Origin of the sequence: Paenibacillus sp. FSL H8-0259 (genome assembly GCF_037963255.1) — a bacterium.
Lineage (GTDB): Bacteria > Bacillota > Bacilli > Paenibacillales > Paenibacillaceae > Paenibacillus_AQ > Paenibacillus_AQ phytohabitans.
The window spans coordinates 6,187,922-6,206,789 of the sequence record NZ_CP150147.1; the positions used below are offsets into that span (position 1 = coordinate 6,187,922).

General features: G+C 49.9%; 21 protein-coding genes and 2 tRNA genes. 4 read left to right on the plus strand and 19 right to left on the minus strand.

The genetic code is table 11. The annotated features are described in order from the left end of the window. Positions 1–88: 88 nt before the first annotated feature. From NSU01_RS26585 to NSU01_RS26605, 5 genes are all read right to left on the minus strand, one after another. Positions 89–280 (minus strand): hypothetical protein, encoded by a 192-nt coding sequence (locus NSU01_RS26585; RefSeq protein ID WP_076243990.1) that lies wholly within the window; start codon positions 278–280, stop codon positions 89–91. Then, complete coding sequence (locus NSU01_RS26590) at positions 255–557, minus strand: hypothetical protein (protein ID WP_076243992.1); 303 nt, start codon at positions 555–557, stop codon at positions 255–257. Before NSU01_RS26590 ends, NSU01_RS26585 begins: the two co-directional genes overlap by 26 nt. 9 nt (positions 558–566) lie before the next feature. Further along, on the minus strand, positions 567–1,082 hold the full coding sequence (locus NSU01_RS26595) for a helix-turn-helix transcriptional regulator (protein WP_076243994.1): 516 nt from the start codon (positions 1,080–1,082) through the stop codon (positions 567–569). Positions 1,083–1,207: 125 nt separating this feature from the next. Beyond that, positions 1,208–1,510 carry a hypothetical protein gene (locus NSU01_RS26600; protein ID WP_042139361.1) on the minus strand — a complete coding sequence of 101 codons (303 nt, stop codon included), beginning with the start codon at positions 1,508–1,510 and terminating at the stop codon, positions 1,208–1,210. 2 nt (positions 1,511–1,512) lie between these two features. Continuing rightward, positions 1,513–1,785, minus strand: a complete 273-nt coding sequence (locus NSU01_RS26605) for a helix-turn-helix transcriptional regulator (protein WP_144026080.1) — start codon at positions 1,783–1,785, stop codon at positions 1,513–1,515. Between the two features lie 153 nt (positions 1,786–1,938). Here NSU01_RS26605 and NSU01_RS26610 point away from each other — a divergent pair, with 153 nt between their 5' ends. The 3 genes from NSU01_RS26610 to NSU01_RS26620 all read left to right on the plus strand — a co-directional run bounded on the left by NSU01_RS26610 (position 1,939) and on the right by NSU01_RS26620 (position 4,521). Continuing rightward, positions 1,939–2,361: a helix-turn-helix transcriptional regulator gene (locus NSU01_RS26610; protein ID WP_076243996.1), complete on the plus strand. Its 423-nt coding sequence runs from the start codon at positions 1,939–1,941 to the stop codon at positions 2,359–2,361. Positions 2,362–2,438: 77 nt separating this feature from the next. After that, entirely contained in the window at positions 2,439–3,317 is an 879-nt protein-coding gene (locus NSU01_RS26615) for an ImmA/IrrE family metallo-endopeptidase (RefSeq protein ID WP_076243999.1), read from the plus strand. Positions 3,318–3,381: 64 nt separating this feature from the next. Then, positions 3,382–4,521 carry a site-specific integrase gene (locus NSU01_RS26620; RefSeq protein ID WP_076244002.1) on the plus strand — a complete coding sequence of 380 codons (1,140 nt, stop codon included), beginning with the start codon at positions 3,382–3,384 and terminating at the stop codon, positions 4,519–4,521. A 123-nt stretch (positions 4,522–4,644) separates the two neighbouring features. On the opposite strand, the gene NSU01_RS26625 is transcribed toward NSU01_RS26620, so the two are convergent. The 14 genes from NSU01_RS26625 to NSU01_RS26690 all read right to left on the minus strand — a co-directional run bounded on the left by NSU01_RS26625 (position 4,645) and on the right by NSU01_RS26690 (position 18,037). After that, positions 4,645–4,718 (minus strand) — tRNA-Ile (locus NSU01_RS26625). A 47-nt stretch (positions 4,719–4,765) separates the two neighbouring features. Then, positions 4,766–4,842: transfer RNA gene (locus NSU01_RS26630), tRNA-Met, on the minus strand. Positions 4,843–4,925: 83 nt separating this feature from the next. Continuing rightward, the gene (locus NSU01_RS26635; RefSeq protein WP_019909365.1) at positions 4,926–5,090 is read right to left on the minus strand and encodes a hypothetical protein; all 165 of its coding nucleotides are present in this window, start codon (positions 5,088–5,090) and stop codon (positions 4,926–4,928) included. A gap of 435 nt (positions 5,091–5,525) precedes the next feature. Next, a complete protein-coding gene (locus NSU01_RS26640; RefSeq protein ID WP_076244008.1) occupies positions 5,526–5,888 on the minus strand; it encodes a hypothetical protein in 363 nt (120 codons plus the stop codon). A 24-nt stretch (positions 5,889–5,912) separates the two neighbouring features. Further along, complete coding sequence (locus NSU01_RS26645) at positions 5,913–7,094, minus strand: extracellular solute-binding protein (RefSeq protein ID WP_076244011.1); 1,182 nt, start codon at positions 7,092–7,094, stop codon at positions 5,913–5,915. A 289-nt stretch (positions 7,095–7,383) separates the two neighbouring features. Then, positions 7,384–7,509, minus strand: coding sequence for a hypothetical protein (locus tag NSU01_RS26650; protein ID WP_256703856.1), 126 nt, complete (start codon positions 7,507–7,509; stop codon positions 7,384–7,386). A gap of 154 nt (positions 7,510–7,663) precedes the next feature. Beyond that, positions 7,664–8,305: an orotate phosphoribosyltransferase gene (gene pyrE / locus NSU01_RS26655; RefSeq protein ID WP_076244013.1), complete on the minus strand. Its 642-nt coding sequence runs from the start codon at positions 8,303–8,305 to the stop codon at positions 7,664–7,666. Next, positions 8,302–9,018, minus strand: a complete 717-nt coding sequence (gene pyrF, locus NSU01_RS26660; protein ID WP_042141534.1) for an orotidine-5'-phosphate decarboxylase — start codon at positions 9,016–9,018, stop codon at positions 8,302–8,304. The genes pyrE and pyrF overlap by 4 nt, the downstream gene beginning before the upstream one ends. 194 nt (positions 9,019–9,212) lie before the next feature. Next, on the minus strand, positions 9,213–12,434 hold the full coding sequence (carB, locus tag NSU01_RS26665; RefSeq protein ID WP_042139366.1) for a carbamoyl-phosphate synthase large subunit: 3,222 nt from the start codon (positions 12,432–12,434) through the stop codon (positions 9,213–9,215). Position 12,435: 1 nt separating this feature from the next. Further along, positions 12,436–13,614, minus strand: coding sequence for a glutamine-hydrolyzing carbamoyl-phosphate synthase small subunit (gene carA, locus NSU01_RS26670; protein ID WP_042139367.1), 1,179 nt, complete (start codon positions 13,612–13,614; stop codon positions 12,436–12,438). 75 nt (positions 13,615–13,689) lie between these two features. Further along, positions 13,690–14,970 (minus strand): dihydroorotase, encoded by a 1,281-nt coding sequence (locus NSU01_RS26675; RefSeq protein ID WP_076244016.1) that lies wholly within the window; start codon positions 14,968–14,970, stop codon positions 13,690–13,692. Positions 14,971–15,086: 116 nt separating this feature from the next. Then, the gene (locus NSU01_RS26680; protein ID WP_039304360.1) at positions 15,087–15,995 is read right to left on the minus strand and encodes an aspartate carbamoyltransferase catalytic subunit; all 909 of its coding nucleotides are present in this window, start codon (positions 15,993–15,995) and stop codon (positions 15,087–15,089) included. A gap of 2 nt (positions 15,996–15,997) precedes the next feature. Then, complete coding sequence (pyrR, locus tag NSU01_RS26685; protein WP_039304472.1) at positions 15,998–16,579, minus strand: bifunctional pyr operon transcriptional regulator/uracil phosphoribosyltransferase PyrR; 582 nt, start codon at positions 16,577–16,579, stop codon at positions 15,998–16,000. Positions 16,580–17,215: 636 nt separating this feature from the next. After that, positions 17,216–18,037, minus strand: coding sequence for an inositol monophosphatase family protein (locus NSU01_RS26690; protein ID WP_083705514.1), 822 nt, complete (start codon positions 18,035–18,037; stop codon positions 17,216–17,218). A gap of 242 nt (positions 18,038–18,279) precedes the next feature. Between NSU01_RS26690 and NSU01_RS26695 the strand changes: the two genes are divergently transcribed. Next, the gene (locus tag NSU01_RS26695; RefSeq protein ID WP_179093514.1) at positions 18,280–18,843 is read left to right on the plus strand and encodes a GNAT family N-acetyltransferase; all 564 of its coding nucleotides are present in this window, start codon (positions 18,280–18,282) and stop codon (positions 18,841–18,843) included. Positions 18,844–18,868: the final 25 nt, after the last annotated feature.

Below are 18,868 nucleotides of genomic sequence, written 5' to 3' on the forward strand. Positions count from 1 at the left end.
GGAGGAAGGTTACTTCTAAGGTTCGACGCTGCGCGATGCAGCTGCGGCGGATATCCGCGACCCCTTGCGGGGTTTCGGCCTGTATCCCTCAGGCCTCATCAGGCGGCAAACGGTTGATTTTGTCTAAAGCCCTCATGGTGCTTCCGATCAATGCTTTAGTGTGATAACCTGGGCGTTTCTTCAATTCGTAGGTTTTAAGACGCTCTTCTAATGTTGTTAGCTTATCTACGAGAGCAAGTTGAATCGCAATCAGTTCATCTGGAGTAAAATGAAGTGGCATGATATCCCTCCTCTGGCTGAGCGGCCCTCTTGCGCTCGGCACGATCTACGGTTAAAATGGACACAACGAGGCTCTTTAGATGGGTTCTCAACGGAGTCCGCCCTGCCAGGCGGGCTTTTTCATTTTCTGCTACGCGAATGAGCATCATTAGATAGTCTTCAATGGAACGGAATTCTCCGTGCTTTACTGCCTCTGGATTTTCCCGAATTACCTTTAAATTGTGCTTAGCAATTTTCCCGGCCTCAATGGCTTCAGCAATCATTACTGCTCTTTCCATCCCACTACCTCATTTCATGTAATTTTTAAGCTTTAATTCGGCGCGATGCTCTGACCAAAGCGCTATGTACGAAAATTCATACTTGCGGCACAGGGCGGCGGCATTATGAGTAAGTGCCGTTATTGCCTCAAGCTGCTCCATGATGCCGTTTTTGATAACATCCCTGTCACCAGCCTTTAATTGTTCAAGGCTCTTTGTGATCGGCAGGGTAAGCAGCGCCTGCAATGCTTCCTGAATCTCTTCAATAGTTTTGATATGTGTAGAACTTGGATGAAGATCAGCGTTATTGAGCCAGGGGACCGAAGCGCCCCCGGTTACCTCAGCTGCCGCAGCCAATAATAATTGAGCATCATCATAATAAGTCGCTGCTGCCTGCATCACCTGTTTGGATGCTTTACGGCTACCATTAACAATCTTGCCGATCTGTGACCCGTCTACATGTGCGGCTTGACCAGCTTTAGCCAACGTCACACCCTTGCGCTGCATAACTTCCTTTAGCGCTCCAGGAAATTGTCCAATTGCCATATCAATTCCTCCTGTATTTGTCCAAATATAGGGAATGCTTTTGGACAGAGGCGTGATGTATGATTAATTCAAGCAACTCCCCTTGCCCACCATTCCCGGCCGCCGCATTGTACGGCGGCTTTTTCTTACTCATATCTCTCGGTCTTAAGCCATTGGTAAAGATCAGATTTAAGGACGGTAACGGCCTCGCCCTTTCGGCGGTTGCGATTTAAGTGTGGGAATGTCGGATGATTGGTAAGCTCATTTACCTTCGGAGGGCTGAGCCTAAGGAGTTTCTGAATATGTGCTGGTCGAAGCACTTCAGGATATTCCCCATTCAGCCGAAGTTCTGCGAGTTGACGTTCTAGCTTTTCATTCTGTTCTGCCAAATCAGCAGCCAAGCGAAGGGCTTCTGCGAATGTTAAAGGTGTTTTTAATGCCTTTGCCATGATCAGACCACCTCATTAGCTAATGATTGTTCAATTCTTAGAGGAAGTAATTTTGTTTCGAATTTCAACACATCAGGATTAAAAAAAATATCTCCTAACGGACGCTTTAGAGCATCGGATATTTTTTTCATAGTTTCAGCACTAGGGTTATATGCTCCAGTCTCTATTTGTGACAAAGATGTACGCTCCATTCCTATAGAATCGGCCAGTTCTTGTTGTGTTATCTTCGATTCCTTACGGATTAGCGCGATATTGTTGCCTAATACCTTACTCATGTGCATCACCTCGCCATCTGTTTTGTATTTCTAAACAAATAATAATCCTAAGTGTTTTGTTTGTCAACACATGTTTTGAAATTAAGAACATCTTTTGGTTATGTGTTGTGTTTTGTATTACAAAACGTTTAATATCTGATTAGGTGATGATAAATGAAAAACACTCTTCTGCTTGGGAAGAAAATTAAAGAGCTTCGCTTAAAAAACGATTTATCTTTAAGAGATCTCGAAAAGAAATCAAAGGTCAGTTATTCTTTCATCAGTTCAATAGAAAATAATAGATATCAAGCCTCAAGAGACAAAATTATCAACATCGCTAACGCACTTGAAGGTTCTAATATCAATGAACTGTTACTGTTGGCCGGTTTCGCACCAGAGGGCAATACTTCAAGTGAGGATAATGAAGAAAAATCACTTACTTACGAAGAATTTATTAACAATCCCGAACATGGAATATTTTTCCGTGACTATCTATCTGCACCCGAAGAACGCCGGGAAGAAATGCGAGAAATTTTTAGAATACTGCAGGAAAAGGAAAAAGGCCGAAAGCCTGGTGATATCCAAGGCGAGAGCTGATTGGATACTACTAGCCAGAAATGGCTTTTCTTTTTAGTCTTAATAAGAACATACGATCCCATTTAGAGGTGAACAACATGATTATGAATTACAAGACCCCCCCACTCGAACAAAAGATAAACGAATTGTACAAAATGCATAGGATTACCAAACCTGCGCATTTATCTGTTGAATCATTGGCAGCAAAATTCAATGTGTGGGTCCATTACCATAATAAAAAAAGCAAAGGAATTGAAGTTTCCCCTGGCGTGTACACCATATTCCTAGATAACCGTCTTGCAGAAGATCAACAGCGTCTTGAATTCCTTCATGAGCTATGTCATATGCTCCGCCATGCTGGAAATCAGACAATAATGCCCGAGCTATTTACTAAAGCGCAGGAAAGTGAAGCGGATCGTTTTGTTTTTTACGCCGCAATCCCTTTCTTTATGCTAGAAAGGTTAAGTTTGTCATCCGTGAGAAGTGAAGCGATAGGGTACATATCCCGGGAATTCAATGTCCCGTTAAATTTTGCAAAAAAACGCTATGAACAAATTGAAGATCGAATTAGGCAAGGAGAATTTTTATCCGCTATTGAATCAGCTGCTGCGACTCATGAAATCATTCGTGACTCCCCAGAAAGCTACACCGCTAATCGCACCAACCTACTTATTCGTGCTTATTACAATTGGGATGGCGATTGCTCCCGGCCGGATACGCTGATCATCGAACAGCCCTATGGCTTTGACTGGGACAACCAGTTAGAAATCGAGGTTGATGGCAATTATGAAAGCTGCGATATGCCCTCATACATGTCTCATGATTCAGCAACTATACTTTCTGGAGATCTCTCTATCCTGCCAGATCGCAAAGGCTTTATTGCCATTAACCTATCGCGTGTAGCATGGCGATATGGCAAACTGTCAACACGGTTGTATTTAACGATGGAGGCAATAGACGACGCTTTGAATTTTTAAAATTTTGAAGGGAGTGATGAATATAGGAAGTATCTGAAATTTTCGTTAATTCTAGGAGGTAATTATGAAAGGGAAAGTATTCAAACGAGGGAAGACCTGGACTTATGTTGTTGATCTACCACCGGATCAGGGGACTGGAAAGAGAATTCAAAAAAAGAAAGGAGGCTTTGCAACACAAAAAGAAGCAGATCGTGCATTGATAGCTCTTCTTGCCAGTGTTGACAAAGGGGACTATGTTTCTGAAATCAATCTTACCATTGCTGATTTTTTTGATATATGGTTAAAAGATTATGCCCTTCAGAAGTATAAATCCACGGTTTACGATGTCGAAGAATCCATTATTAGAAGTCGCATTGTGCCCGTTATTGGTCGGCAAAAATTGCAGCAAATCAAGCCCTTGACCATAAACAGATTTTACAATGGATTATTAGAGAAATATTCTTCGGATTACGTTCGTCACGTCCATGCTATATTGCGTAAAGCTTTTGGTCAGGCCGTGAAGTGGGAAATGCTTGTCTCTAACCCTATTGATAAAGTGGAAGCACCAAAACTGCGTAGGAAAGAAATGAAAACTTGGACTATGGAACAATGCTTGCATTTTCTTGAAACCGCCGAAGGACATGTTCATTATATTGTTTTTTCTCTAGCCATTCACACGGGAATGCGCAAAGGTGAAGTACTGGGTTTGAGATGGAGTGACATAGATTTTGAAGCGAAGAGTTTGATGATCCAGCAAACAGTCAATTGGACTCCATCCAAAGGCATTATCATCCAAGATACCAAGACATCAAGCTCAGCCCGCAGAATTCCTATTGGTAATATGCTTATCACTGACCTAAAGCATCGTCTACAAATTATTGAAGATAATAAGCAAAACATTGGGATAGAGAACTATAAAGATCATGATCTAGTATGCTGCTATGCTAATGGTGAACCGATTAAGCCTCGACGTGTTACAGAAACGTTCGCATTCTTAACCGGAAAGTCAGAGCTACCCAAAATCCGGTTCCATGACCTTAGACATTCACATGCATCCATGCTATTGAATAATGGGATAAATGCAAAAATCGGCGCTGAACGTCTTGGTCACAGTAGCGTACAAATTTATCTTGATAGATATTCTCATTTACTCCCCGATATGCAGCGAGATGCTGCTGACTTGATTGATTCAAAAATGCAAATGAGCCAAAAACCTATTAAATGAATCGACACCGTGACCAAAATGTGACCAATTCTTATTTTCACAATTTCATAGCTCGTCCTCTTCCAATCATTTGCACTCCCCAACATAGCAAAAAACCCTTACAGGGTAAGGGTTTTAGTGAAGTGGGCCCTACAGGACTCGAACCTGTGACCAATCGGTTATGAGCCGACCGCTCTAACCAACTGAGCTAAGGGCCCGGACTAGGATATCCGTATTATACAAGTGCTGTCTGATGAAATAAAATTGGTTGCGGGGGCAGGATTTGAACCTGCGGCCTTCGGGTTATGAGCCCGACGAGCTACCGGGCTGCTCCACCCCGCGTCAGTAATCATATTCAAACAGCGACAATAGATAATATACAATATAAGCATAGATAAAGTCAAGGATGAATTTGGTTAATTTGTTTATGGCAGAAAACGCACACCGTAGCGGCCCTTGCGCGAACGGTAAATTTCCACAAAACGCGGATCATGATAGCCGTAGATCCAGCCGTCCTGTTCAAGTCTTTTAGCCAGACAACCCGCTTGAAATCTTGTCCTGAACAATTTCGCGAAGTATATCCAATTCATGATGCCCTTCTCCTTTTTCGTATTAATGTTTGCTGCTGCTCTGATCATTATCATGCCCAGTTTTTCATTAATAACAGGAAAAAAGCCCTGCGGAACGGCTGGCAATTTCTGCACCGCTTGTCTGAAATTATTTTCCATTCAAGAATTCAGAGGATAGTTGTATAATGTACAATTAAAAACAGCAAAAAGGGATGCTTGCCTCTTATAACTGTAGTCTGTACAACTAAATCTGCCCGAATCGGGGAAAACCGTCTGCAACTCGAAGTTTAATTGCACGAAATACAACTAAACGATTATTTAGTTATAAATCAGACGATTTAGTTGTACAAAGTGCACTTAAGCATACCGGATCGGATATACCATAATGGGGTCACTACAAACCATTGGCAAATGATTTTCCAAAGTGGTTCTCACTAGTTTAAATTTGACGCTATACTACTTGCCCTTCGCACTTCGCTCCAGCCAGCCGTTGTCCAGATTGAACAAGACCGCGGGATCTTTGCGCATCGCGTTAAGCATATGGTTGCCCTGCTGCTCCCAGGCCTTGAGGGCATTCGCTACCGTCCGTTTGCCTTGAATGACTTCGCTGAACAGCATTTGTCCGGCCAGATTAATCTGATAAATATTAGGCATCTTGTACGCTAGACTCTCCACATTAGCGTCCGTCACCGGCACAGGCTTCACATTGTAAAAGGGTTCAAGGCTTACTCCAGCCTTCTGTGAACGGTTGAAATCCATCCGGGAGGTAAGCTGATAAGGATTGGCCGCCTTGATTCTGGCTACTTCGTTGCTGTTCACAAATTTGATCAGCTCCCAGGCATCCTATTCATTCTGCGCGGTACTGCTGATGGCCAGCATCTGATCCAGTCCCGCGCCGACGACCACGCCCGGCTTCTCGGCAAACGTAGGTACGGCGGCGATTCCCCAATCCACATGTCTGAAATTAATGTTCTTAATCAGGAGCGCATTGCGGTCCGCGGAAGCCAACTCGTTGATATAACCATATTCCCCGATGACCATTGCCGCTTTGCCCGTCAGAAACCAGTCTCCCAGAAACGGGTTAAATCCGGTCTCTGCAGGTTCGGCAACAGCTGCGGCTGCGGCTTCAATATCATCCGGGCCGGGGATAATCTTCTTCTGAATCAGATTGCTGAAGTTAGTCCAGCCTTTACTCCACAGCGCATTGTTCACTGTCATTGCCCCGCCTTGGTTATCGTACATAGCAGCTTGCAGAGGAGAAAGATACGCCTGCATATCCCCGAACGGATCGCCGACATAACGGCTCCTTGAGAAGCCATATATCCGCTCATCCATCTGCTTGGAGGTCTTCGTCACCATACCTGCAAGCTTGAAGAATTCATCCCAGGTCATCCCGTCCGTTGGATAATTCACTCCGGCAGCATCGAATATCCCTTTGTTATAGAAAACTACACTGGCGTTGAAAGTAGGTGCCAGCGCAAATAGATGGCCCCTTCCGAGCTCACGGACACCATTCAGCATCGTTGGTGCCATATTGCTGATATCATAGCCGTCACGGTCAATCAGCGGCTGCAGAGGCTCAAGCATGTTCTGGGCTGCCAGACTCCTGATCAGGCTGCTGTCTCCTATGACCACATCTACCGGATCACTGCCAACCATGATGTCACGCATATGCCCCAATGCTTCCGGTCCTTCCACCATGTACGTGTTGGTGAAGCGGAACTGCTCCTGATCCACCGCCGGAACAAACTCCAGCTTCACGTCCGGATGCGTGAACTCATAGAGGTCAGTCAGATTCTGGCGCAGATAGGTATCATCGCTGTTACTCCACAGACTGCCGATCCGCAGGACCCGCTGTCCTCCCGATGGCTGCGTCACCACGGATGCCGTCAGGGGTTTGGCCGAAGTGGCAGAGCTGACAGGGGCTGCCGCCGCTTCAGCCGAAATAACAGGCAACAGTACCGCCGCACAGAGTGCCAGCTGAAGACCGCGCCTGAGCAGAAGAGGAATCGTTGATTTAGCCATATTTATAGCCTCCTAATGAAATATCATAAGCCTGGACAAGTGGCTGAGCATGCCTTTATTTAGCATTATATAGCCTATTCGAATATCGGAAGTGACATCCCGTTTAAACTAAAAAGACAGTTTGTTCACCTTGGCACAGACTGCTTTTGTCTAACGCAAAAAAAGAAGCCCTGCTGTACCTGTGAAGGCACGGGGCTTCTTGCTGTATTTCTGGCCTGCTTCCGGGCGGCGGCTGTTGTCGCATGAATTTCCCGATTCATCCGCCTTTTATTGTAGGGATCCGTCAGCTTTACACAAAATCCTGCACAGAATACAACATTTTCCTCATCCTATCGGCCAAAATCGAAGATTGTTGTAGAAAATGCAGCATTTCCTCTTCACCAAGCGGCTTAGCAGGAATATTCTTGTATTTCATACAACAATCCTCCTAAACACCTGGCTATGCATGAGACAAAGTTGTAAAACGTACAACATTAATGTCCACACCGCTCACTAAGAAGTTTCATAAGAAGTTTCAAATGAGCCGGTAACAAATCAAGTGTGAGGTATTGATGTATCTGCAATCCAGCTTATACGCCGAACGCTGCCGGGTCTTTACGCCACGATTGCAGCAGCGCTACATCCGAGTCAGCGATCGTGCCTTGAGCCAGCGCCACATCAATGAGTGTGCTGTAATTGGACAGGCTCTGCAGCGGGATTTCCGCAGCGGCGAAGGCATCTACGGCGCGGTCCAGCTCATAGCTGAAGATAGCCAGTACGGCCAGCGGTACGCCGCCCGCTTCCTGCACAGCCTGCGCGGCCTTGATCGAGCTGCCGCCAGTGGAGATCAGATCCTCAATCACGATCACCTTCTGGCCGGGAGCGATCAGGCCTTCGATCTGGTTCTGCTTGCCGTGGCCTTTGGCCTTGTCGCGGATATAAGCCATCGGCAGACCGAGCTTATCGGCCACCCAGGCCGCATGCGGAATCCCGGCGGTTGCAGTCCCGGCAATGACCTCAGCGTCCGGATAGCTGGCTCTGATCAGCTCTGCGAAGGCCTCAGCAATGTAGCCCCGGACAACCGGAAAAGACAAGGTCAGACGGTTATCGCAATAGATCGGCGATTTGATGCCGGAGGTCCAGGTGAACGGCTCCTGCGGGCGCAGGGCTACCGCTCCAATCTCCAGCAGGTAACGTGCAACTTGTTCACTTTTATTCTCTAATGGGCTCATACTTCGCTCATCTCCTCAATAATGGTAAGTGCTGCGGCGCGCGGATCTGCCGCCGCTGTAATCGGCCGGCCCACTACCAGGTAGTGGCTGCCCTGCCGTATAGCTTGTCCGGGTGTCATAACCCGGGACTGATCGTCAAGGGAGGCACCGGCAGGCCGGATACCCGGGGTCACCGTGCGGAAATCCGGTCCGCAGGCTGCTGCGATCACCGCTGATTCCTGCGGCGATGCTACCACACCATGCAGGCCGGCTTCCGCCGCAAGCTTGGCGTACCGTACAACCGTGTCCGTCACCGTTCCGGCGATGCCGATTTCGCTGTTCATAACCTCCTGGCTGGTGCTGGTCAGCTGGGTCACCGCGATAATGAGCGGAATATGCAGCGACGGATGCAGGCTGACGGCCTTCGCTGCGCCTTCCAGAGCAGCAGCCATCATGGCAGCTCCTCCGGCGGCATGCACGTTGAACATATCAACGCCCAGCATGGTCAGGCTCTCCGCCCCGCCCCGGACGGTGTTCGGGATATCATGCATTTTGACGTCCAGGAAGACCGAATAGCCGCGTTCCTTCAGCTCCCGGATGAAGTCCGGCCCGGCAGCATAGAACAGCTGCATGCCGACCTTCATATAGCAAGGGATACCTTCCAGCTGGTCGAGTAATAGCCTCGCCTGTGCCGCATCCGGATAGTCCAGGGCAACCATCAGCCGTCCGGCCATTTCATTACGCTTTTCTACTTGCCCGATGTTCTCATGTTCGTGGTGCTGCTGTGCTGCGGTCCCGTCCATTTGCCAGCCTTCTTTCTGTAATCAAGTGGTAATAAGCTCTTCAAGGTCCCGGGCATAGGTGAACGGTCTGCGCTAACGCAAACCGTCCTTGTAGCAGCCTGTAGCGGCTGCCCTCACCCTATTTATTATTGTCCGACAAAAGCAGGCATCGACTGTGACGAGAAGTTGATCGTCTGCAGCATTCTCAGCAGCGCGGTTACAGTATCCAGCGAAGTCATACATACAACGCCGTTCTCAACCGCTTCCCGGCGGATACGGAACCCGTCACGCTCAGGCGTCTTGCCTTTGGTCAGTGTATTGAAGACGAAGTTCGCCTGACCGCCGCGGATCAGATCCAGAATGGTCGGCTCACCTTCATCCAGCTTGTTGACGTTCATCACGTTCAGCCCGGCCTGCTCAAGCGCAAGCGCGGTACCGCCGGTAGCGATGATTTTGTAGCCCATGGCATGGAAGCCCTTCATCAGCTCAACCGCTTCAGCTTTGTCTTTATCTGCTACGGTAACGATGATTGCTCCGGTGGCCGGAATCTTCATTCCCGCACCGATCAGCCCTTTGTAGAGCGCTTTGGCATACAGCTTGTCGCGGCCCATAACTTCGCCGGTCGATTTCATTTCCGGTCCAAGCGTCGGTTCTACTCTGCGCAGCTTGGCAAAGGAGAACACTGGCACTTTTACCGAAACGTAGTCACTTTCCGGCCACAGCCCTTCTGTGTACCCGTCTTCCTTCAGCTTGCCGCCGAGGATGATCTTGGTTGCCAGATTAGCCATTGGAATGCCTGTCACCTTGCTCAGGAAAGGAACCGTACGCGAGGAGCGCGGGTTAACCTCGATCACATACACTTCGTTCTGATAGATGACAAACTGGATGTTAACCAGTCCGATCGTCTTCAGCTCCTTAGCGATCTTAATCGTGATCTCGGAGATCTTCTGCTTCAGGCCTTCATCCAGATATTGCGGCGGATAGACGGCGATGGAGTCACCGGAGTGAACCCCTGCGCGTTCTACATGCTCCATAATTCCCGGAATCACTACGGTCTCGCCATCGCAGATCGCGTCGACTTCAACCTCTTTGCCCAGCATGTAACGGTCGATCAGCACCGGATGCTCCGGATTAACCTTCACCGCTTCAACCATATAGCTCAGCAGCTCTGTATCGTTGTAGACAATCTCCATTGCACGGCCGCCGAGGACATATGATGGACGAACCAACACCGGATACCCCAGCGCTTGCGCTGTTTCAACGGCTTCGTCAATGTTGATAACCGTCTTGCCTTTTGGCTGTGCGATATCCAGACGGGCCAGAAGTGCTTCGAATTTCTTGCGGTTCTCCGCTTCATCGATGCTCTCCAGGCTCGTGCCCAGAATGTTCACACCTGCTGCTGCGAGCGGTGCAGCCAGATTGATTGCTGTCTGTCCGCCGAACTGTACGATAACCCCGATCGGATTCTCCTGGGCGATAACGTTCATGACATCCTCGAAGAACAGCGGTTCAAAGTACAGGCGGTCTGATGTATTGAAATCCGTTGACACCGTCTCAGGATTATTATTGATAATTACGGCTTCATAGCCGGCTTTCTGGATGGCCCATACTGCATGCACGGTAGAGTAGTCGAACTCAATACCCTGGCCGATCCGGATTGGACCGGAGCCGAGCACGATAACCTTCTGTTTATCGGAATGAATCACTTCATTCTCGGTCTCATAGGTCGAGTAGTAGTATGGCGTTGAAGCTTCGAATTCGGCGGCGCAGGTATCGACCATTTTGAATACCGGAACCAGACCCTGCTGCAGACGCAGCACGCGTACTTCGGATTCCTTGGTGAATGCCCCGCCCGGACGCCCTTCGGCACGGATCTCGGCAATCGCCCGGTCGGTGAAGCCCTTGCGTTTAGCCTGATAGAGAATTTCTGCGGACAAGGTTTCTTCCGCGCGGATCTCGTCCTCGAAGTTCACGAGGCCTTCGATCTTGGACAGGAACCACCAGTCAATATTCGTCGTATCCTGAATATCCTGCAGCCCGTAGCCGCGGCGGAACGCTTCTGCGATCAGGAACAGGCGCTCATCATCCGCTTTGGCGAGTCTATTACGCAGTACACTGTCTTCAAGCAGCTCTGCGCCAGGCAGACGGAAACGGTGCACACCGATCTCCAGCGACCGGATCGCCTTGTGAATCGACTCTTCGAAGGTACGGCCGATGGCCATTACTTCTCCGGTTGCCTTCATCTGGGTACCGAGCTTACGGTTCGCAGAGATGAACTTGTCGAACGGCCAGCGCGGGATTTTGCTGACGATATAATCCAGTGTCGGCTCGAAGCAGGCATATGTCTGTCCGGTAACCGGATTGACGATTTCATCGAGCGTGTAGCCGAGGGCGATTTTGGCGGCCATCTTGGCAATCGGATACCCGGTCGCCTTCGACGCCAGCGCCGACGAGCGGCTTACGCGCGGATTCACTTCAATGACATAGTACTGATAGCTCTGCGGATCAAGTGCGAACTGTACGTTACAGCCGCCTTCGATATTCAGGGCGCGGATAATCTTCAGGGAAGCGCTGCGCAGCATCTGGTACTCACGGTCAGACAACGTCTGGCTTGGAGCCACTACGATACTGTCGCCAGTATGTACGCCAACCGGATCAAAGTTCTCCATGTTGCAGACTACAATACAGTTGTCGTTCTTATCACGCATCACTTCATATTCGACTTCCTTCATGCCGGCGATGCTCTTCTCCACCAGACACTGGCCGATCGGGCTGTAACGGATACCTGCTTTGACGGTCTCGCGCAGCTCTTCCTCATTGTCGCAGATCCCGCCGCCTGTTCCGCCTAGCGTGTAGGCCGGACGGACAATCAGCGGATAGCCGATGCCGGCGGCGAAGCCCATAGCTTCTTCCACACTTGTGATGATGGCACTCTCAGGAACAGGCTGATCCAGCTCACGCATCAGCTCGCGGAACAAATCGCGGTCTTCTGCTTTCTCGATGGATTCCAGCTGTGTACCCAGAAGCTTCACATTCTCGGATTTCAGTACGCCTGCACGGGCCAGCTCCACTGCCATGTTGAGGCCGGTCTGTCCGCCCAGTGTCGGCAGCAGGCCGTCCGGACGCTCCTGGCGGATAATCGCCGTCACGAATTCGAGCGTAATCGGTTCAATATATACTTTGTCAGCCATATTGGTATCGGTCATGATCGTAGCCGGGTTGCTGTTAATCAGCACAACCTCTACGCCTTCTTCTTTGAGCGCCTGGCAGGCTTGTGTGCCCGCATAGTCAAACTCGGCGGCTTGGCCGATGACAATCGGACCGGAGCCGATAACCAGAATTTTTTTGAGTTTATCGTTCTTAGGCATGTTATAGTGCTCCTTTCACGGCTTCAAGCTGTGCTGCAGGTTTCGGTGCCGTGATTCTGGCATTGGCCGCAAGCTGCGCCTGGCGCGAGCCTGCCGGCAGTTTCGCCTTGTGGTCTGCGATCATCTGCAGGAAACGGTCGAACAAGTAGCTGCTGTCATGCGGTCCCGGCGCCGCTTCCGGATGGTATTGCACCGAAAAAGCGGGGTAACGGGTATGCTTCAGTCCTTCGACGGTCTTATCATTGTTGTTAATATGCGTTACTTCCAGATCCGTGTTCACTACGGATTCTTCATTAACCGTGTAACCATGGTTCTGCGATGTGATGAAGCAGCGTCCGCTCTCCAGCTCTTTGACCGGATGGTTACCGCCGCGATGGCCGAATTTGAGCTTCTCGGTATCGGCGCCGCATGCCAGCGCGAACAGCTGATGACCCAGACAGATGCCGAAGATCGGATATTCGCCGAGCAGCTCGGATATGGTTTTAACCGCATAAGGCACATCCTTAGGGTCCCCAGGGCCGTTCGACAGCTGGATTCCGTCCGGATTCAGGCGGCGGATCTCATCTGCAGTCACATCGTGAGGCACGACAACCACATCACAGCCGCGGCTATTCAGCTCGCGCAGAATGCCTGTCTTCGCGCCGTAATCTACCAGCACGATACGTTCCTTATTCCCCGGGCTGCTATATGTCTTGGTTGTGGAGGTACGGGCTACCTGATTGCGCAATTCTTCAATTGTAGTATCGCCCATCATTTCCATCAGTTCTTCCACACGTTTATTCGAAGTGGTGAGGATCGCCTTCATCGTGCCGTGATGGCGGATAATGCGGGTCAGCATCCGGGTATCAATCTCGCTGATTCCGGGAATGCCGTATTCCTTCAGCAGATCGTCTACACTGTATTCAGCACGCCAGTTGCTGGGCACAGTCTCGTGACGACGCACCACAAAGCCGTGCACAAAAGGGCGCACAGATTCGAAATCATCACGGGTAATGCCGTAATTTCCGATCAGCGGATACGTCATTGTGACGATCTGGCCGCAGTACGAAGGGTCCGACAGCACCTCCTGATATCCCGTAATTCCTGTGTTAAATACAACCTCGCCCGTCTTTTCGCCTTCCGCGCCAAATGCGGTGCCTGTAAACAGCGTTCCGTCCTGAAGCAGCAATCTCGCCTGCATTCCCTTCCACTCCTTCTTGTTTCTGTAGTCTGATGCTTATGTCACGGCCGGCAGCCTGGCTGCCATAACCGTCAGTTATACTTCACTCCATACGGCTCTGCCGTCTACCCAAGTCTTCACCGGCCAGCCCTTAAGCTTCCATCCGCCAAAAGGAGTATTCCGCCCTTTGCTGGCAAACGTTGCCGGGTCCACTTCCTTCTCTTCATTCAAATCAATCAGTGTCAGATCGGCAGGCGCCCCTACTGCAAGGCTGCCAGTGTTCAATCTGAACACCCGGGCCGGATCAGCGGTCATCCGCTGGACCAGCAGGGACAGATCCCATTTGCCAGTGGCCACAAAAGCGGTATACAGCAGCGGGAAAGCTGTCTCAAAACCGACAATGCCAAACGGTGCAAGCTGCATGCCTTTTGCTTTCTCTTCCGCACTGTGCGGTGCGTGATCGGTAACGATGATATCTAGTGTGCCGTCCAGCAGTCCTTCGATGCAGGCCTCCACATCGCGGCGCGAGCGCAGCGGCGGGTTCATTTTCCAGTTCGCGTCCATTCCCGGAATGTCTTCCTCCGAGAGCAGCAGATGATGCGGGCACACCTCAGCGGTCACCTTGATGCCGATCTGCTTAGCCTGACGGATCAGCCGTACCGATTGCTCGGTGCTGACGTGGCACACATGGTAGTGAACGCCAGTAGCCTCAGACAGCAGTATGTCGCGGCCTACATGGATGGCTTCCGACTCATTCGGAATTCCCTTAAGCCCATGCTTGTCGGCAAACGTACCTTCCGCTACCGCGCAGCCCTCAACCAGCGAGTTGTCCTCGCAGTGCGCGATGACCGGCATATCCATTCCTGCCGCCAGCTTCATGGCATCCTTCATCATTTGTGCGCTCTGTACGCCTACACCGTCGTCGGTGAAGCCGATCGCTCCAGCCGCTTTCAGTGCCTCAAAATCAGTCAGCTCAAGTCCGAGCTCATTCTTCGTAATGGCCGCATAAGGCAGCACCTTCACGAGTCCGGCTTCACGCGCCTTGTCTTTTACCAATTGAACGATCTCTGCACTGTCTGTTACCGGGCGTGTATTCGGCATGCAGGCGATGGTCGTGAATCCGCCCTTGGCCGCCGAACGTGCGCCGGTCTCAATCGTTTCCTTATGCTCAAACCCCGGTTCACGTAAATGCACATGCATATCGATCAGTCCCGGAATCAGCAGCTTGCCTTCCGCTTCAATAATCTCCCCGGCTTCTTCAACCGCTTCCGCGGCATCCAGAATCTTAGAGATTACCCCGTCCAACACTACAATATGCTTACGCTCCAGCACGCCTTCTTGGCCCAGTACACTGGCGTTTTTAATGATCACGGTTATGATTCTCCTTTGTGCCTCAGGCCGCAGCCGTAAGCTCTTAAGTTATTATATAATAAAAATTCATCTTTGTGTATATTTATTAATAAAGTTATGTGAGGTTTTTTTGCGGAATCTTGCTATTGAAGTGCTCTCTCCATCACTGCCATCCGTACCGGGACTCCATTCGCCATCTGCGGGAAAATCCGTGACTGGCTGCTCTCCACCACTGCATCATCGATCTCGACATTGCGGTTGACCGGCGCCGGGTGCATGATGATCGTCCCCTTGTCCAGCTTCGCAGCGCGTTCTTCCGTAAGTCCGAAGTGCTCCCGGTACTCTGCTGCCGATAAAATAATACCGGAGGAATGCCGTTCCAGCTGCACTCTCAGCATCATAACCACATCCGCTTTCAGCGCTTCTTCCATTGAAACGTATGGGGCGTAGGCGGCAAGCTCAGGAGCCTGCATATTCGCCGGTGCGCAAAACTGAACGCTTGCACCCATCTTCGTCAGTGCCCACAGGTTGGAGCGTGCCACCCGGCTATGCATAATATCTCCGATAATCGACACTTTCAGGCCCTTCAGTTCTCCAAAATGCTTGCGCATCGTGTACAGATCCAGCAGCGCCTGTGTAGGGTGCTCATTGTTGCCGTCTCCGGCATTAATCAGCGGGATGCTTACCTTCTCGGCCAACTGCTGCAGCACGCCTGCAGGCTTCAAACGCACAACTCCGGCATCGATCCCCATCGATTCTAAGGTGCGTACGGTATCGTAGATCGACTCGCCTTTTTCTACACTGGAAGCTGCCGCCGTGAAGTTCAGGACCTGAACGCCCAGCCGTTTCTCGGCCATTTCGAAGGAGAAGCGGGTCCGTGTGCTATTCTCAAAAAACATGTTGGCAACAAAATGCGCTCTCAGTACCGGCGTGAGCTTCTCGCTCTGATTGTCCCAGTAAGCCGTTCTGTTCAAAAGCTGGCTGATTTCCGAAGCGTCCAGCTCCTTAATCCCCAGCAGACTGCGTTCCTTCACTTTGGTTGCCGTCATCATTGTTATCGTTCCTCCCGGTTTGAAATAATGTACACTTCGTCCTTGCCGTCGTATTCGGTCAGTGACACTTCAATCTGCTCATGCCTGGAGGTAGGTACGTTCTTGCCGATATAGTCGGGGCGGATGGGCAGTTCCCGGTGTCCGCGGTCAGCCAGTACCGCCAGCTGGATCATCCGCGGCCGTCCGCAATCCATCAGCGCATCCATCGCCGCCCGGATGGTTCTGCCGGTGTACAGCACATCGTCGAACAGAATCACTTTCTTGTCCTGGATGCCGTTGCTGCCCGGGGGCAGGGTCAGATTGCTGTTGACCACAGCCTTGTCCATCGACTCCCTGTTGTCACCGCCGCCTTCGCGGTCATCGCGGTAATGCGTGATATCCAGCTCACCGTAAGGTATATCCACGCCTTCAATCTCCTTGATGCGCTCCGCAATCCGCTGGGCCAGATAAATCCCTCTTGTACGGATGCCGACCAGCAGACAATTCTCAATACCCTTGTTCTTCTCCAAAATCTCATGTGCAATGCGTGACAGTGCCCGGCGAATCGCCGTTTCGTCCATAATGACATTTTTTTCAGTAACCATCATCGTGCCATCCTCCTGCTTGATCGCCTGTTCAAGTTCCCGGATAAACAAAAAACTCCTTGCCCGAAACAGGCAAGGAGTGAAATCCGCAGATTCAAAAAGATGGCGTGTCCGCGCGCATAAAAAGGCTCTCCGTACTCATACGGATTCCTGCTTCCATGTTCGCGAACCTCGATTCACGTTACCTTGCCAGCCTCACGGGACTGAATTAAAGGCGCATATTCAACTATAGGGAATTATGACAGATGAAAGGGGTGGTGTCAAATGGGAATGAAAAATTCTATGAGGGGGAGTTTAGGTGAATTGCGCGGCTGCGGTGATTTTGGACTTCCGGCCGCTGTTGTCTCCAGATTTATTTGATTAACCGCTAAGCGGATTAAATCCGGAGACAAAGGCGGACGCTAACGCTCCTACAGTTCCAAAAACCCCTCCGCCGCTTCCACCTAAACGGGGTAAACCATTACCGATTGCCACCACCCGGGGAGGGGTGGGGCAGGCAAGGTGCACTATAGCACTGCGCTGATAGTGCATATTTGGAACTAAAGCTATCCTGAAAAGCATGGCCTTTTCATTAAACATGTCTTTCTAAGCTAACATTTTCTTACATACAACAATGCTGAAAAGAGAATGAACCTTTTATTCAGATTCCTTCCGCAATAATGTCAAAAGATCATCAAAGATTCCGGGTGTCGTGAATACGGCCTCTTCACCATAGAGTTCATTAGGAATGTGTTCGGGCACCACATGTACATTGCAACTTAATGCTCCCGCCTCCCGTGCAATCAAGCCTGCGGCGGCTACGTCCCACGGTGAAAGACTTTCCGTATGCGCATCTAATTTACCGGACGCCACATAACAAATGTCTACTGTCGGTGCGGCAAAACGCCTAATGTCACGACAGCTTCTTCTGAGTCGGTTCACTCTTTCGATTGCTGGTTCCACTTTTGCTGGATCATGCGGAAAACCTGTGCCTATGACAGCATCTTGCAGCGAAGTACATGTACGAATTCGTAAACGCTCACCATTGCAATAGGAGCCTTCCCCTTTAATCCCAACATAAGTACAGTGCAAATCCGGCGCATATACTGCTCCTGCAAGCACTACACCATCGAGGGCAAAAGCCAATGAAACGCCGTAATGCGGCAAGTTGCGGGCAAAATTAACTGTTCCATCTAAGGGATCAATTACCCAAACCGGACCGTCAAACTTGAAATTATCCCAGTTATGTACTCCATTTTCCTCCGAAAGAATTCGATGACCTTGAAATTTACCCATAATGGCTTCTTGAATGATTCTTTCCGATAACAAATCAGCGGATGTCACAAGTTCACCATAATCCTTGTAATTCACTTCAATTTTTTCCCGGCTGCGCAATTCGGAAATTCTGTCACCCGCTTTTGTTACAGCCTGCTCTGCAAACAACGCTAATTCTCGGGGGTCGAACTTCATTTCGTTCATTTTCCTCCTTATCGTGCGTTTCTTTTAAGTAATTTCTTAAAAACAGTAATGATTATGGTATCTGCTTAATAAGGAATCATCAACATTTTGAGAGACAACTTTGATGATCTCGCTTGCTTCAATTTAATCATACCTTCAAAAAATAATCATTGCGTAATTTATAAAATTATCCAGCTTATAAAAAGGCTTATTTTCGTTCCCGCCCCGCCTCTGCTATGATTAAAAATGGAGGCGAACAAATCATGGACCTGGAGTTTATTACAGTAGATAAATGGGATGAACAGCTCTGGACGCAGATGGAGCCGGTGTACCGGGAGGCTTTTCCCAGCGGAGCCAAACCGGAAGGGATTCTGCGCGGTATGCTGGAGCGGCGAATTGCTTATCTACATGCGGGACTGGATCAGCAAGGGCAAGTTGCCGCTATGGCCGTTACTGGGGTCGTGGAAAAGACTGAAGATAAGGTACTGATCATAGATTACTTGGCTGTCGATAAGAAGCTGCGCGGGGCGGGTACGGGAACCCGGTTCCTCGGACAGATCAGGGACTGGGCTGTCCGAGGTCACGGCATCCGAGGGATTATTATCGAAGCTGAATCCGGAACCTCAGATACACACAAGGAGCGCATTCATTTCTGGGAGCGGAACGGATTCGTCCTGACCTCCTACGTCCACCAGTATATCTGGGTGCCGGAGCCGTATCAGGCGATGCTGCTGCCGCTGGATGGTAGCGGAAATGTACCGGATGACGGCGAAGCACTGTTCCGTCATATTAATGCCTTTCACAGCAAGGCCTACCGGAAAGGTTAGGCTATTGTTCATTAGGTCAGCCGGG

What these genes read in the sequence shown, in the direction of transcription:
- NSU01_RS26585 (WP_076243990.1), bottom strand. Translation starts at nt 280, where the DNA reads ATGCCACTTCATTTTACTCCAGATGAACTGATTGCGATTCAACTTGCT.
- NSU01_RS26590 (WP_076243992.1), bottom strand. Translation starts at nt 557, where the DNA reads ATGGAAAGAGCAGTAATGATTGCTGAAGCCATTGAGGCCGGGAAAATT.
- NSU01_RS26595 (WP_076243994.1), bottom strand. Translation starts at nt 1,082, where the DNA reads ATGGCAATTGGACAATTTCCTGGAGCGCTAAAGGAAGTTATGCAGCGC.
- NSU01_RS26600 (WP_042139361.1), bottom strand. Translation starts at nt 1,510, where the DNA reads ATGGCAAAGGCATTAAAAACACCTTTAACATTCGCAGAAGCCCTTCGC.
- NSU01_RS26605 (WP_144026080.1), bottom strand. Translation starts at nt 1,785, where the DNA reads ATGAGTAAGGTATTAGGCAACAATATCGCGCTAATCCGTAAGGAATCG.
- NSU01_RS26610 (WP_076243996.1), top strand. Translation starts at nt 1,939, where the DNA reads ATGAAAAACACTCTTCTGCTTGGGAAGAAAATTAAAGAGCTTCGCTTA.
- NSU01_RS26615 (WP_076243999.1), top strand. Translation starts at nt 2,439, where the DNA reads ATGATTATGAATTACAAGACCCCCCCACTCGAACAAAAGATAAACGAA.
- NSU01_RS26620 (WP_076244002.1), top strand. Translation starts at nt 3,382, where the DNA reads ATGAAAGGGAAAGTATTCAAACGAGGGAAGACCTGGACTTATGTTGTT.
- NSU01_RS26635 (WP_019909365.1), bottom strand. Translation starts at nt 5,090, where the DNA reads ATGAATTGGATATACTTCGCGAAATTGTTCAGGACAAGATTTCAAGCG.
- NSU01_RS26645 (WP_076244011.1), bottom strand. Translation starts at nt 7,094, where the DNA reads ATGGCTAAATCAACGATTCCTCTTCTGCTCAGGCGCGGTCTTCAGCTG.
- NSU01_RS26650 (WP_256703856.1), bottom strand. Translation starts at nt 7,509, where the DNA reads ATGAAATACAAGAATATTCCTGCTAAGCCGCTTGGTGAAGAGGAAATG.
- pyrE (WP_076244013.1), bottom strand. Translation starts at nt 8,305, where the DNA reads ATGAGCCCATTAGAGAATAAAAGTGAACAAGTTGCACGTTACCTGCTG.
- pyrF (WP_042141534.1), bottom strand. Translation starts at nt 9,018, where the DNA reads ATGGCCGGACGGCTGATGGTTGCCCTGGACTATCCGGATGCGGCACAG.
- carB (WP_042139366.1), bottom strand. Translation starts at nt 12,434, where the DNA reads ATGCCTAAGAACGATAAACTCAAAAAAATTCTGGTTATCGGCTCCGGT.
- carA (WP_042139367.1), bottom strand. Translation starts at nt 13,614, where the DNA reads ATGCAGGCGAGATTGCTGCTTCAGGACGGAACGCTGTTTACAGGCACC.
- NSU01_RS26680 (WP_039304360.1), bottom strand. Translation starts at nt 15,995, where the DNA reads ATGATGACGGCAACCAAAGTGAAGGAACGCAGTCTGCTGGGGATTAAG.
- pyrR (WP_039304472.1), bottom strand. Translation starts at nt 16,579, where the DNA reads ATGGTTACTGAAAAAAATGTCATTATGGACGAAACGGCGATTCGCCGG.
- NSU01_RS26690 (WP_083705514.1), bottom strand. Translation starts at nt 18,037, where the DNA reads ATGAACGAAATGAAGTTCGACCCCCGAGAATTAGCGTTGTTTGCAGAG.
- NSU01_RS26695 (WP_179093514.1), top strand. Translation starts at nt 18,280, where the DNA reads ATGGACCTGGAGTTTATTACAGTAGATAAATGGGATGAACAGCTCTGG.